This window comes from Variovorax sp. P4_B11 (assembly GCF_056402355.1).
The window spans coordinates 370,007-383,463 of record NZ_JBFUHO010000001.1 but is presented as its reverse complement, the minus strand read 5'-3'; the positions used below and the strand labels follow the sequence as shown (position 1 = coordinate 383,463).

Annotated in this window: 15 protein-coding genes; 6 read left to right on the top strand and 9 right to left on the bottom strand. The window is 68.9% G+C overall.

Annotation, left to right across the window (positions count from 1 at the left end):
* Positions 1-13: 13 nt before the first annotated feature.
* From AC1DYD_RS01975 to AC1DYD_RS01950, 6 genes are all read right to left on the bottom strand, one after another.
* Complete coding sequence (locus AC1DYD_RS01975; RefSeq protein WP_478171055.1) at positions 14-781, bottom strand: ABC transporter ATP-binding protein; 768 nt, start codon at positions 779-781, stop codon at positions 14-16.
* Entirely contained in the window at positions 774-1,754 is a 981-nt protein-coding gene (locus AC1DYD_RS01970) for a branched-chain amino acid ABC transporter permease (protein WP_478171054.1), read from the bottom strand. Before AC1DYD_RS01970 ends, AC1DYD_RS01975 begins: the two co-directional genes overlap by 8 nt.
* The gene (locus tag AC1DYD_RS01965) at positions 1,751-2,623 is read right to left on the bottom strand and encodes a branched-chain amino acid ABC transporter permease (RefSeq protein WP_478171053.1); all 873 of its coding nucleotides are present in this window, start codon (positions 2,621-2,623) and stop codon (positions 1,751-1,753) included. Before AC1DYD_RS01965 ends, AC1DYD_RS01970 begins: the two co-directional genes overlap by 4 nt.
* Before the next feature lie 63 nt (positions 2,624-2,686).
* Entirely contained in the window at positions 2,687-3,907 is a 1,221-nt protein-coding gene (locus AC1DYD_RS01960; protein WP_478171052.1) for an ABC transporter substrate-binding protein, read from the bottom strand.
* Positions 3,908-3,924: 17 nt separating this feature from the next.
* Positions 3,925-4,707 carry a GntR family transcriptional regulator gene (locus AC1DYD_RS01955; RefSeq protein ID WP_478171100.1) on the bottom strand — a complete coding sequence of 261 codons (783 nt, stop codon included), beginning with the start codon at positions 4,705-4,707 and terminating at the stop codon, positions 3,925-3,927.
* Between the two features lie 120 nt (positions 4,708-4,827).
* Positions 4,828-5,862 (bottom strand): LacI family DNA-binding transcriptional regulator, encoded by a 1,035-nt coding sequence (locus tag AC1DYD_RS01950; RefSeq protein WP_478171051.1) that lies wholly within the window; start codon positions 5,860-5,862, stop codon positions 4,828-4,830.
* A gap of 132 nt (positions 5,863-5,994) precedes the next feature.
* Here AC1DYD_RS01950 and AC1DYD_RS01945 point away from each other — a divergent pair, with 132 nt between their 5' ends.
* From AC1DYD_RS01945 to AC1DYD_RS01920, 6 genes are read left to right on the top strand one after another with little or no spacing between them, the layout of a single operon-like run.
* Positions 5,995-6,861: a dioxygenase family protein gene (locus tag AC1DYD_RS01945; RefSeq protein WP_478171050.1), complete on the top strand. Its 867-nt coding sequence runs from the start codon at positions 5,995-5,997 to the stop codon at positions 6,859-6,861.
* A 37-nt stretch (positions 6,862-6,898) separates the two neighbouring features.
* Positions 6,899-7,663: an SDR family NAD(P)-dependent oxidoreductase gene (locus AC1DYD_RS01940; protein WP_478171049.1), complete on the top strand. Its 765-nt coding sequence runs from the start codon at positions 6,899-6,901 to the stop codon at positions 7,661-7,663.
* Positions 7,660-8,547 (top strand): beta-keto acid cleavage family enzyme, encoded by an 888-nt coding sequence (locus AC1DYD_RS01935; protein WP_478171048.1) that lies wholly within the window; start codon positions 7,660-7,662, stop codon positions 8,545-8,547. Before AC1DYD_RS01940 ends, AC1DYD_RS01935 begins: the two co-directional genes overlap by 4 nt.
* Positions 8,544-9,542, top strand: coding sequence for a quinone oxidoreductase family protein (locus tag AC1DYD_RS01930; protein WP_478171047.1), 999 nt, complete (start codon positions 8,544-8,546; stop codon positions 9,540-9,542). Before AC1DYD_RS01935 ends, AC1DYD_RS01930 begins: the two co-directional genes overlap by 4 nt.
* A 12-nt stretch (positions 9,543-9,554) precedes the next feature.
* Complete coding sequence (locus AC1DYD_RS01925) at positions 9,555-9,911, top strand: cupin domain-containing protein (protein WP_478171046.1); 357 nt, start codon at positions 9,555-9,557, stop codon at positions 9,909-9,911.
* Positions 9,912-9,967: 56 nt separating this feature from the next.
* Positions 9,968-10,948: a tripartite tricarboxylate transporter substrate binding protein gene (locus AC1DYD_RS01920; protein ID WP_478171045.1), complete on the top strand. Its 981-nt coding sequence runs from the start codon at positions 9,968-9,970 to the stop codon at positions 10,946-10,948.
* Positions 10,949-10,966: 18 nt separating this feature from the next.
* Here AC1DYD_RS01920 and AC1DYD_RS01915 read toward each other — a convergent pair whose 3' ends face one another.
* Genes AC1DYD_RS01915 through AC1DYD_RS01905 form a run of 3 tightly spaced genes read right to left on the bottom strand, consistent with a single transcriptional unit; the run spans position 10,967 to position 13,316 of the window.
* Positions 10,967-11,818, bottom strand: a complete 852-nt coding sequence (locus tag AC1DYD_RS01915) for a fumarylacetoacetate hydrolase family protein (RefSeq protein WP_478171044.1) — start codon at positions 11,816-11,818, stop codon at positions 10,967-10,969.
* A gap of 20 nt (positions 11,819-11,838) precedes the next feature.
* Positions 11,839-12,585: an SDR family NAD(P)-dependent oxidoreductase gene (locus AC1DYD_RS01910; RefSeq protein ID WP_478171043.1), complete on the bottom strand. Its 747-nt coding sequence runs from the start codon at positions 12,583-12,585 to the stop codon at positions 11,839-11,841.
* Positions 12,582-13,316: an SDR family oxidoreductase gene (locus AC1DYD_RS01905; protein WP_478171042.1), complete on the bottom strand. Its 735-nt coding sequence runs from the start codon at positions 13,314-13,316 to the stop codon at positions 12,582-12,584. Before AC1DYD_RS01905 ends, AC1DYD_RS01910 begins: the two co-directional genes overlap by 4 nt.
* Positions 13,317-13,457 lie beyond the last annotated feature (141 nt).

Genomic DNA, 13,457 nt, shown 5'->3' with positions numbered 1-13,457 from the left:
CTTCGCACTGCGGTCATGCGTCCGCCCCCTTCGCAGCGGCCGCCTTGCGCAGCCGCGCCGCGGTGCCGTGGCCCAGATAGGCCTCGACCACCTTGTCGTTCGACGTCACCTGGGCCGGGCTGCCCTCGGCGATCAGCCGGCCCTGCGCCAGCACCCAGACATGCTCGGCCAGGTTCATCACGGCCTGCATCACGTGCTCGATCATCAGCACCGTGACGCCGCCGTCGGCGATGCCGCGCACCACCGGCATCATCTCGGCGATTTCCTGCGGGTTCAGGCCGGCGAGCACTTCGTCGAGCAGCAGCAGGCGCGGCTGCGTGGCGAGCGCGCGGGCCAGCTCGAGCCGCTTGCGGCCGGCGACCGTGAGGTCGGAGGCCGGCTTGTCGAGCTGCGCCGCGAGGCCGACGCGCTGCGCCACCTCGTCGGCCTGCCGCAGCGCCGCGCCCCGGCCGCGCTCGTGCAGATGCGCGCCGACCGCGATGTTCTCGCGCACGGTCTGGGCCGCGAAGGGCTTGACGATCTGGAAGGTGCGCGTCATGCCGAGCGAGGCGTTGCGATGCGGCTCGCGGCCCGTGATGTCCTGGCCGGCGAAACGAACCCTGCCGGTATCGGGCTTGAGAAAGCCCGACATCAGCGCGAACAGCGTGGTCTTGCCGGCGCCGTTCGGGCCGATCAGCGCCGTGAGGCTGCCTTCGGCCACCGAGAGGCTCACGCCCTGCACCGCCTTCAGGCCGCCGAAGGAGCGCGAGATGCCATCGAGGACGAGCAGCGGCTCAGCCACGGGGACCTCCCAACGCCTGCGCCCAGAGCTGCCGCACCGACAGCCCCATGCCGGCGATGCCGCGCGGCAGGAAGATCACGATCAGCACCAGCACCGTGCCGTAGATCACCATGTTGATGCCGGGCAGCTCGCCGAACAAGTTGCGCGTCAGGTCGGCGAGCAGATGCAGCACCACCGCGCCCAGCACCGGCCCCCACAGGGTGCCGACACCGCCGACGATGGCCGCGACCAGCGCCTCGACCGAGGTGGCCGGGCCATAGGCGATGCCCGGATCGAGGTACTGGAACACCTGCACGTAGAAGGCGCCGGCCGCGCCCATGAAGGCGGCCGAGATGCCGATGGCGCCGAGCTTGACGCGGAACGGGTTCACGCCCACCGCGCGCGCCGCGTCCTCGTTGTCGCGCACCGCCTGCAGCCAGGCGCCGAAGCGTCCGTTGCGCAGCCACCAGCTGACCAGCAGCGCGGCCGTGACGAAGGCCAGCACCACCCACAGGTAGCCGGCGCGCGAGCCGAACTGCAGATTCGATGGCGCCTCGCGCAGGGGCAGCATCAGGCCAACGCCGCCGCCGGTGAAGGGCACCGACAGCGCGACGATGCGAAAGACCTCGGCGAAAGCCAGCGTCACCAGCGCGAAGTAGGAGCCCTTGAGCCCGTAGCGGAAGGTCAGCGCGCCGATGAACAGGCCGACGCAGGCGGCACCGGCGACCGCCAGCCCGAGCGCGACCCAGGCATTGATGCCGCCCTGCAGCTGCGCGATGGCCTGGATGTAGGCGCCGGAGCCGAAGAACAGGGCATGGCCGAAGGAGAACTGGCCGCCGAAGCCGCCCAGGATGTTCCAGGCCTGCGCGATGAGCGTGGCGTAGAGCGCCATCATCACGAAGTTGAGGGTCGCGCCCGAGTGGCTGACCAGCGGCACGCAAGCCACCAGCACCGTGAAGAGCGCAATACCGACCAGTTGACGTGGACCACTCATTCCTTCGCTCCGAACATGCCCTGCGGCCGAAACAAGACGACCCCGATGAAGATCGCGAAGATGCCGATCTGCCCCAGCGACTCGCCGAGGTACAGGCCGCCGAGCGACTCGACGACGCCGACCAGGAAGCCGCCGATCAGCGCGCCGACGAAGCTGCCCATGCCGCCCAGCACCACGATCGTGAAGGCCACCAGCACGAATCCGCCGCCCACCTGCGGGTTCACGTAGTAGGCCGGCAGCAGGAAGCAGGCGGCCGCGCCGAGGCAGGCCAGGCCGATACCGAAGCTCATCGCGTAGACGTGGTCGACATCGATGCCCATGAGCTTGGCGCCCTCCTTCTCTTTTGCCACGGCGCGGATCGCGCGGCCCAGGTCGGTGCGGCCCATGACCCAGAACAGCAGCGCCGACACCACCAGCGCCCCGGCGAAGGCCACCAGCTTGGGCACTGCGATCATGGCGGGACCGATCGCGACCGTGCTGAGCGAATAGGCGGTGTCGATGTTGCGCGTGTCCGACTTGAAGAACAGCAGCGCCAGGTTCTCCATCACGATCGCGATGCCGAGCGTGACCAGCAGGATGTTTTCGTCCTTGCCGTGGCCTGCGCGGTTGACCACGATGCGCTGCAGCCCGTAGCCGAGCGCGAACATGCCGGGGATCACGATCGGCAGCGCCAGGTAGGGATCGATGCCCCAGCGCTCCTTGAGGAAGTACACCGCATACAAGGCCAGCATCAACGAGGCGCCGTGCGCGAAGTTGATGATGTGCAGCACGCCGTAGATCAGCGTCAGGCCGAGTGCGATCAGGGCATAGACCGCGCCGGTCGTCAGGCCGTTCAGGACCGATGAGAAGAGGATGCTGAAGTCGAACATGTGCAGTGTCGAAAGGGAACCCGCCCGCACCGCGTGGCGCGGCCGGACGACTTGCCTGGCGGATCAGACGTTCAAAGGAAACAGCGGGTCGACCTCGCGGAACTCGCGCGGGACGATCACCTTGATGTCGTTCTTCACGACCTGCGTCATCAGTGGCTGGGCGCCTTCGTTCTGGCCGTTGACGAACTTCGTCGGGCCGTACGGCATGATGTGATTCGAGTAAGTGCTCTTCTCCAGCGCATCGATGATGGCGGCGCGCTCGCTCGACCTGGCGCGCTCCAGCGCATCGGCCAGCAGCCACATCGCGGTGTAGGTCATGAAGACCTCGTAGCTGAAGAACTGGCCCTGCGCCTCGACCCGGCGGCGCAGCTCCTGAGAGCGCTTGTCCTTGGGGTTGAACCAGTGGTTGCAGTCGATGATGCCGTTGGCCGCTTCCGGAAACTCCTTGACGAACTTGTAGCTCGACGCCGCGCCGCCCAGCACCGAGAAGATCGCCTTCGGCTTGACCTTCTGCTGCTGCATGGTGCGCACCAGCAGCGCGTACTCGTTGTAGTAGTTGGCCGGGATCACGATGTCGGGGTTGATCGACTTCATGCGCAGCACGATGTTGTTGAAGTCGCGCGTCGGATTGGCGTGCTTCACCACCTCCTTGACCTCGAAGCCGTAGCCCGGCAGCTCGCGCGACAGCAGCGCCGCGGTGCCGGAGCCGAACAGCGAATCCTCGTGGATGATCATCACGGTCTTGGCCGGGTTGCCCGCCGCCTTGTTGAGCACCAGCAGGTTGGCCATCGCGACCTCGGTCGACTTCTTGTAGCCGGGACCGAAGCGGAAGGTGTTCTTGAGGCCGCGCTCGACGATCTGGTCGGCCACGCCGACATCGACCACGTGCGGCAGGTTGTACTTGGCCGCGGCCTGCGTGGTGGCCAGGCAGATCGCCGAGGCGTAGGCACCGACGATGGCCGAGACGCCGGCCTCGTTCATCTTCTCGACTTCGGCGGCGCCGGCCTGCGGCTGCGACTGCGCATCGCCGAGCAGCGCTTCGATCTTTGCGCCGCCCAGCGACTGGATGCCGCCGGCCTTGTTGATGTCCTCGATCGCCATCAGCGCTCCGAGCCGGCACTGCTGGCCCGAGTAGGCGAGTGCGCCGGTCACCGGATGCAGCACGCCGACCTTGATCGGCTTGGGCTGGGCACCGGCCACCAGCGGGAAGGCAATGGCGGAAGCCACGGCGGCGGATTGCGACATGAAGCGGCGGCGGTCCTGGCGATCGAGGCGATGGGGCATGGTGCTTTCCTTTTTCTTCAGTTGAACTGGGCTGACACGTCTTTGCTGACCCACACCTTGGCGTCGATGCTGCCGACGCGCGACAGTTGCATCTCGTAGGTGTAGCGGTCGGGCCGGTAGAAGCCGTGCAGCCACTGCACCGGGCGTTCGGCTTCGTCGTAGATGAGGCGGCGCACGGCCAGCAGGGCCGAGCCGACCGAGACTTCGAGGTGCTCCGCGAGCACGTTGTCGGCCAGGCGCGCCGAGAGGGTCTGGTGCGCGCGGCCGACCTTGACGCCCGACTCTTCGAGCAGCACCAGGATCGGCTTCTTCGCGAGTTCGCGGCGGCCGAACTTGCGCGCGATGTCGTTCGGCACGTAGGTCGTGATGTGCGACAGCGGCCCCTCGCGCGTCGAGCGCACGCGCACCGCCTTCTGCACCGCGTCGCCGAGCTTCAGCTGCAGCGCCTCGGCGACCTGGGGCGAGGCGGAGATCGTTGCCACCTCGATCACCTTGACCGAGGTGTGCAGGCCCATGGTCACCAGGTTCTCGAGCAGGCCGCGCAGATTGGCGCGCGCCATGCCGTCACCCGCGCGTGGCTCGGCGCTCGGTGCCGGTGGAACGGGGCGCGTGCGCCGGCCGGGGTTGCGTGAGATCAGGCCTTCGGCAGACAGCTGGCCGAGCGCGCGCCGGATCGTGACGCGGGCCACGCCGAACTGCGCCATCAGCGCCAGCTCGCCCGGCAGGCCATCGGCGAAGCGCCCTTCTTCGAGTTGCTCGCGCAGCACCAGATAGATCTGGTGGTATTTCGGCAAGGGCATCTGCGACATGCCCGCGATGGTTGGGCACTTCTATTGTTCTGTCAATGGGACATTTGAAGGCGGGTCGAAGCTTGTCCCATCGGCGCTGCCCGGCGCCACCCGCGAGTTCGTCGGAGCGTGTTAGTTGTGCTCGCCGGCCACATCCCGCGTCGATTCGCGCACCACCAGCTCGGGCCGCAGCACCACGGTGAAGCTCGACAGCGCCCGGCCCTCGATGCCGTCGAACAGCATCTCGGCCGCGCGCCAGCCGAGCTCGCGGTGCGGCAGGCGGATCGTGGTGAGCGGCGGGTTGACCATGTCGACCAGCGGCATGTCGTTGTGGCCGGTGATCGAGATGTCCTGCGGCACCCGGATGCCACGCGCGCGCAGCACGTCGTAGGCGCCGAGGGCCACGAGGTCGTTGCAGCAGACCACGGCCTGCGGACGCTCGTGGCCTTCGAGCAGCTTCTCCATCGCGACCCGGCCCGCCTCGCGGCTGTAGCCTTCGCATTCCTCCACGCAGGCCAGTTCGAGTCCGCGGTCGCGCAGCGCCTGCTCGACACCCTGGCGACGGCCGACGCCAGTGGGCACGTTCTGCGGGCCGGCCAGGTGCGCGATGCGGCGGTGGCCAAGCGACACCAGGTGGTCGACCGCGAGCTTCATCGCCAGCCGGTCGTCGCTGACCACCGCGGGCAGGCGCCCGCTCTCGTCGGCGCGGTTGACCAGCACCGCCTGCATGCCGGCCTTGGCGATGTAGTCGACCAGCGGGTCGTCGCGCGTGGCGATCGCGAGCACCAGGCCGTCGACCCCCTGCGCCAGCATGCGCTCGACGATCGGGCGTGCCAGCGTGGGGTCGACGACGTTGGTGACGAAGACGAAGTAGCCGCGCGCCGCCGCGCTGGCCTCGATGCCCTGGAGGATCGGCGGGAAGACCGGGTTGGTGATGTCGGGCACCAGCACGCCGATGGTGTGGGTGCGCCCGGTTCGCAGCGCCGAGGCCGCGCGATTGGGCCGGTAGCCGAGCTTGCGCGCCGCCTCCTCGACCACCTTGAGCACCTCGGCGCTGATCAGGCCGCGCTTGTCCGGGTTGAGCGCGCGCGAGACCGTGGACACATGCACGCCGGCGGCCTGCGCGACATCGCGGATGGTGACGGTGGACGCGGTCTGGGGCTTCATGAATGCAATCGATTGAATACGTCAGGCCGGGGATTTTGTGATTTTCCACGAAGACGAAGTGGATATGGGGATTTTACTTTCCGACGATATTGGGAAATAATCTGCAAACGTTTGCATAAAGGCGACCACCCCATGAACTTCGTCACTACCCCCGATTCGGTGCTCCAGATCGCCCTCCAGGCGATGGAGCGCACCCCCGACCCGCGCTTGCGCAGCGTGATGGCCGCCCTCACCCGCCACCTGCATGCCTTCGTGCGGGAGGTCGAACTGACCGAGGACGAATTCGAGCGCGCGCTCGAGTTCCTGGTCGCCATCGGCCAGGCCAGCGGCGAGAAGAAGAACGAGGTGGTGCTGGCCGCCGACCTGCTGGGCGTGTCGACCCTGGTCGCCCTGCTCAACAACCAGGACCCGCAGGGCGAGTCGCCGGCCGCGCTGCTGGGCCCGTTCTGGCGCGCGAATGCGCCGATCTGCGACTGCGGCGAGACCATCGCGCGCTCCGACACGCCGGGCGTTCCGCTCGAGGTCGCCGGCACAGTGCGCGACGACAAGGGCCGGCCGGTGGCGGACGCGACCCTCGACGTCTGGCAGGCCTCGCCGGTCGGCCTCTACGAGAACCAGGACCCCGCGCAGGAGGACATGAACCTGCGCGGCCGCTTCAAGACCGATGCCGAGGGCCGCTTCCATTTCCGCAGCGTGCGTCCGGCCGGCTATCCGGTGCCGACCGACGGCCCCTGCGGCGACCTGCTGCGCGCCCAGCTGCGGCATCCCAATCGTCCCGCGCACCTGCATTTCATGGTGAGCAGGCCGGGCCACAAGGTGCTCGTCACGCAGGTCTTCGCCGACGACGACGTGAACCTCGAAAGCGATCCGGTCTTCGGCGTGACCCGCCGGCTCATCGGCCGCTTCGAGCCGCCGCACGGCGGGCAGAGCGCGACGCTGCAGTACGACTTCGTGCTGGAGCCCGGCGAGATGAAGTTCCCGCGCGCACCGATTCCCTGAGCACACCGCTCGACAAGTCCTCACCCCTGGAAAGCCCATGAGTTTTGATCCCACACCCCGACTGGACGGCAAGGTCGCCGTCATCACCGGTGGCCTCGGCGCCATCGGCTATGCAACTGCGCGCCGGCTCGCCGCGCTCGGCGCGAGCTGCGTGCTGCTGCATCGCAAGGCCGAGGACGCCGACGCGCGTGCCGCGGCCTTGCCCGGCGGCGCCGGCCAGCGCCATGCGGCCCTGCGTGCCGACATCGTCGACACGCCCAGCCTGCAGCAGGCCGCCTCCGACGTGCAGGCCGCCTACGGCCGCTGCGACATCCTGGTCAACAGCGCCGGCCACACGCGGCCGGTACCCGCCGCCGACCTCGACGCGCTGACCGACGAGCTGATCGACGAACTGCTGCGCGCCAATTTCCGCGGCGTGTTCGCCACCATCCGCGCCTTCGCGCCGATGCTCAAGGCCAGCGGCGACGGGCTGGTGGTCAATGTCTCGTCGATCGCGGGCTTCACCGGCGTCGGCAGCAACCTGGCCTACGTCGCCGCCAAGGCCGGCCTCGACGTCGTCGGCGATGCGCTCGCCAAGGCCCTGGCACCGGCGGTGCGCGTGGTCTCGGTGTCGCCGGGCGCCGTCGAATCGGGATTCGTTCCCGGTCGCGGCGCCGAGTTCGCCGACAAGATGGCCGCCACCACGCCGCTGGGCCGCATCGGCCGGCCCGAGGACGTGGCCGCCACCATCGAGGCGCTGACCACCACGCTGCGCTTCGTGACCGGCACCCGCATCGTGGTCGATGGAGGGCGCCACCTGTGAACGCAAAGACCTTGATCACCTGCGCCGTCACGGGCAACCTCGTGAAGCCCGAGCAGACGCCGCACCTGCCGATCACGCCGGCGCAGATCGCCGACGAATGCCTGGCCGCGGCCGAGGCCGGCGCCGGCCAGGTGCACATCCATGTGCGCGACCCCGAGACCGGCAAGCCGTCGATGGAGGTCGAGCTCTACCGCGACGTCGTCGACCGCATCCGGCGCCGCAACCGCGAGCTCATCATCAACCTGACCACCGGCCCGGGCGGCCGCTTCGTGCCGAGCGAGGACGACCCGAAGGTCGCCGCGCCGGGCAGCACGCTGCTGCCGCCCGAGAAGCGGGTCGAGCACATCGCGCTGATCCGGCCCGACGTCTGCTCGCTCGACCTCAACACGATGAACTCCGGGCCCGACGTGGTCATCAACACGCCGAAGAACGTGCGCCGCATGGCCCGGGTGATCCGCGAAGCGGGTGTCAAGCCCGAGCTCGAGATCTTCGACTCCGGCGACGTCAACCTGGCGCTCGACCTGATCGCCGACGGCACGCTCGAGGGGCCGGCGATGTGGACCTTCGTCCTCGGCGTGAAGTACGGCTTCGCGCCGACGCCCGAGACGCTGCTCTATGCCCGCAACATGCTGCCGCGCGGCGCCTTCTGGAGCGCCTTCGGCATCGGCCGCATGGAGTTCCCGATCGTCGCCCAGGCCTGGCTCATGGGCGGCCACGTGCGCGTCGGCATGGAAGACAACATCTACCTGGACCGCGGCGTGCTGGCCGAAAGCAATGCGCAGCTGGTGGCGAGGGCGAAGGACATCCTCGTCAGCCTCGGCGGCGAGGTGGCTTCGGCGCGCGAGGCGCGCGCGATGCTGGGACTGGAAGGAGGCCGGGCATGAACGCGGTGACTGTCAACGAGAGCGCCCGCGCCTTGAGACTCGCCCAAAAGGCTGCGGACCTTGCCGGACTGCAGCTCGAAGCCGCGGCGCAGCCCGAACCCATTGCCAAGCCCGGCTTCGCGGTGGTCCGGGTCGGCGCCGCGGCGGTCAACCCGAGCGACGTCAAGGCCGCCCTCGGCCTGATGCCCCAGGCCGCGTGGCCGCGCACACCCGGGCGCGACTTCGCCGGCGTGGTGGTCGACGGCCCGAGCGAATGGATCGGGCGCGAGGTCTACGGCTCCGGCGGCGACATCGGCATCACGCGCGACGGCTCGCACGCGCGCTTCCTGGTGCTGCCGGTGGCGGCCCTGCGCGACCGGCCACGCAGCATCTCGATGGACGAATCGGGCGCGGTCGGCGTTCCCTTCGTCACGGCCTACGAGGGCTTCCGCCGCTGCGGCATGCCGCAGCCCGGACAGACCGTGCTGGTGCTCGGCGCCAACGGCAAGGTCGGCCAGGCGGCGGTGCAGCTGGCGGCCCAGGCCGGCGCGCGCGTGATCGCGGTGCAGCGGCGCGCGGGCCCCTTCGAGGGCTTCGCCTGTGCGTCGGTCGACGTGGTCGACGCCACCCACGGCGAGGTCGGCGAGCGGGTGCGCGAACTGACCCACGGACGCGGCGTCGACATCGCCTACAACACGGTGGGCAGCGCCTACTTCGAGGCTGCCAACAAGGCGATGGGCAAGGGCGCGACGCAGATCCTGATCTCGACCCAGGACCGCGCGGTGCCTTTCGACATCTTCGCCTTCTACCGCGGCATGCACACCTACGTCGGCATCGATTCGCTGGCGATGGACTGCGTCGCCGCGACCGCGCAGCTCGATGCGATGCGCGAAGGCTTCGAGCGCGGCACGCTGAAGCCCTTTCCGGTGGCGCGCGCCTTCACGCTCGACCAGGCGCTCGAAGCCTACCGGCTGGTGCTGTCCGGCAGCACCGACCGCGTCGTGCTGCGGCCCTGAGGAGACGCCGCGATGCACCTGACCCGATTCGACCAGGCGCCGGCCTACGAGGCGCCGAACCATTTCGACATGCACTGCCTGCGCCTGCAGGGCAAGGAGGCCGGGCCGTCGACGCAGATGTGGATGGGCATGAGCCAGATCCTGCCGGGCGGCCACACCACGCTCGACGGCTCGCCGATCGAGAAGCTGTACTTGGTGCTCGAGGGCCGCCTGACCGTGGTCTCCGAGCTCGACGGCCAGCAGGACGAGCAGGAGCTCGGCCCCTACGACAGCTGCCGCTTCGCGCCGGGCGAGAAGCGGCAGTTGCTGAACCGCAGCCAGCGACCCGTGCTGGTGGCGCTGGTCATGGCCAACGCTGCGCCTGGCTGAGCCTTTCGCGCCTTTCGTCGTTCCTCAATACACACCATTCCAACGGAGACAAATCCATGACGACATCCTTCCTCGGCCGGCGCCAGCTGCTCGCGGCCGCCATCGCCCTGTGCGCATTCCCGGCCGCCCAGGCACAGGGCGACTGGCCGCGCGGCCAGACGATCCGGATGGTGGTGCCGTTCACGGCCGGCAGCGGCACCGACATCGTGGCCCGGCTGGTGGCCGAGCGGCTCGGGCCCGCGCTCGGCACCAGCGTCATCATCGACAACAAGCCCGGCGCCGGCGGCACGCTGGGCGCCGCCCAGGTCGCCAAGGCGGCGCCCGACGGCTACACGCTGCTGATCCATTCGGCGGGGCACCTGGTGAACCCGTCGATCTATCCGGGCCTCACGTACGACACGCGGAAGGACTTCGCCGGCGTCACGCCGCTGGCCAGCCTGCCCAACGTGCTGGTCGCCCCTCCCAACCGCTTCGCCGACGTGAAGGACCTGGTCGCGCAAGTCAAGGCCAAGCCCGGCAGCTTCAACTACGCGTCGGCGGGCAACGGCTCGGCGACCCACATGAATGCCGAGGTGTTCCGCCTCGCCGCCAGCCTGCAGGCCCAGCATGTGCCCTTCCGCGGCACGCCGGAAGCCATGACCGAGGTGATGGGCGGGCGGGTCGACTGGTTCTTCGCGCCGATGGTGTCGGCGCTGCCGCTGATCAAGGACGGGCGGCTCAAGGCGCTGGCGGTCGGCACCAGCAAGCGCTCCTCCGTCATGCCGCAGGTGCCGACGACGGTCGAGGCCGGCGTGCCCGGCTCCGAGTACCTGTTCTGGGTCGGCCTGTTCGCGCCGGCCAAGACGCCGAAGCCGATCGTCGACCGGCTGCAGGCCGAGGTCGCGAAGATCATGGCGGCGCCCGATCTCAAGGAGCGCCTCGACAAACTCGGCGCCGAGCCGTTCACGATGGCGTCGGCGGAGTTCGACAAGTTCCTGGCCGACGAGACCGCCAAGGCGCAGCAGGTGGTCAAGGCGGCCGGGATCAAGGTGGACTGAGCCACCTCCCGTTCATCCTCAGATTTTGAACGGCACCACTTCCTGGCGCTGTTCGCCGAGTCCTTCGATGCCGAGCGTCATCACGTCACCCTTCTTCAGGAACACCGGCTGCGGCTTCATGCCCATGCCGACGCCCGGTGGGGTGCCGGTGGTGATGATGTCGCCCGGCTCCAGCGTGTTGAGCTGGCTGACGTAGCTCACCAGCTTGGCGACGTTGAAGATCATCGTCCTGGTGTTGCCGGTCTGCACCCGCTTGCCGTTGAGGTCGAGCCACATCGCGAGCTTCTGCGGGTTGGGCACTTCGTCGCGCGTGACCAGCCAGGGTCCGATCGGGCCGAAGGTGTCGAAGCCCTTGCCCTTGTCCCAGGTCAGGCCGCGCTCGAGCTGCCACTCGCGTTCGCTGACGTCGTTGATGACGCAGAAGCCCGCGACGTAGTCGAGCGCATCCTTCTGCGAGACCCAGCGCGCGCGGGTGCCGATCACCACGCCGAGCTCGACCTCCCAGTCGCCCTTGACCGAGCCCTTGGGCAGCATGACGGGATCGTTCGGCCCCTGGATGCAGCTGACGGCCTTGGTGAACACCACCGGCTCCTTCGGGATCGGCATGCCGGATTCCGCGGCATGGTCGGCGTAGTTGAGGCCGATGGCGATGAACTTGCCGACCTTGGCCACCGGGCAGCCGTAGCGCGGCTTGCCTCGCACCAGCGGCAGCTTGTCGACCTTGAGCTTGCGCAGCTTGGCCAGCGCGGCATCGCCGAGCTGGTCGGGGCCGATGTCGCCGACCACCGCGCTCAGGTCGCGCAGCTGGCCTTCGGCATCGACGAGCCCGGGCTTCTCCTTTCCGGGGTTGCCATAGCGAACGAGTTTCATGAAAGTCCTTTCTTGTGGAATCAGCAAGTGGAGCGACCGCCCGACAGGTCGAAGGTCGCGCCGGTGGAAAAAGAGCAATCTTCGGTGCAAAGCCAGGCCACCATCGCGGCCACTTCCTCCACCGTGCCGAAACGCCCCATCGGGATCTTCGACAGCATGAAGGCGATGTGATCGGGCGTCATCTGGTCGAAGATCGCGGTCTTGACCGCTGCCGGCGTCACGCAGTTGACGCGGATGCCGGTGTCGGCGAGTTCCTTGCCGAGCGACTTGGTCAGCGCGATCACGCCGGCCTTGCTCGCGCTGTAGGCGCTGGCGTTGGGATTGCCTTCCTTGCCCGCAACCGACGCGATGTTGACGATCCGGCCCCAGCCCTGGGTGCGCATCGGGCCGACGACCTCGCGGCAGCAGATGAAGAGGCCCGTGAGGTTGACCTCCATGACCTGGCGCCAGGCGTCGACCGGGTAGTCCCACAGCCGCGTGTTAGGCCCCGTGACGCCGGCGCTGTTGACCAGCGCATCGATGCGTCCGGCCTGCGCCAGCGTGGCCGCCACAGCCTTGGCCACCGAGGGCTGCTGCGTGACGTCGACCGTCAGCGCATAGGCCTTGGCACCCAGCGCCCAGGCCGCCTTGGTGGCGGCCTCGGCGTCGCGGTCCCACAGCGTGACGCTGCCGCCCGAGGCCAGCAGCCGCTTGGCGATGCCGAAGCCGAGGCCGGTGGCGCCGCCGGTGACGACCGCATGGCGGCCGTTGAAGTCGAGCTGGTTCATATCATGATGCCGCCGTCGACCGTGAAGGCCTGGCCGGTCGCGAAGACGGACTCGTCGCTGGCCAGGAACACCACCACCGGGGCGATCTCCTCGGCCCGCGCGAGCCGGCCCATCGGCTGGCGCGCGATGAAGGCGCGGCGCGCCTCCTCGGGGTCGGCATTGGCGTTGATGCGCTCGCCGAGCGAAGGCGTGTCGACCGTGCCGGGGCACACCGCATTGCAGCGGATGCCCTGGGTCACGTAGTCGGCGGCGACGCTCTTGGTGAGGCCGAGCACCGCCGCCTTGGTGGTGCCGTAGACGAAGCGGTTCGGCAGGCCCTTCATGCTGGAGCAGACGCTCGCCATGTTGATGATGCTGCCGCGGCCGGCCGCGAGCATGCCCGGCAGCACTGCCTGGATGGTCCAGAACTGGGCCCGCACATTGAGCTTGAAGGCGAACTCGAGGTCGGCGTCGGCAGCGTCGAGCACGCTGCCGTTGTGCACCACGCCGGCGCAGTTGAAGAGCACGTCGAGCGTCGGCAGCGTCTTCACCAGCGCAGCGATGGCGGCCTTGTCGAGCACGTCGAGCTTCGCGGTCCTGACGTTGGCGACGCCGGCAAAGCGCTCGAGCAATTTCTCGTTGACGTCGGTGGCCCACACCTGCGCGCCCTCGGCCGCGAGTGCGAGCACGCTGGCGTGGCCGATGCCCTGTCCGGCCGCGGTGACGAGCGCGGTCTTGCCCTGGAGTCTCATGGGATGTCCTGTTCTCGAAGCTGGTGGCGATGGTGATGCCGCGGGGCCGCGCCGGCTTCAGGGTTTCGCCCGATGGCCCGGCTCCAGGGCGGATCGTATTCTGAATTGGCCTTACCACTTGTCCAATTCAGGACAACCCTT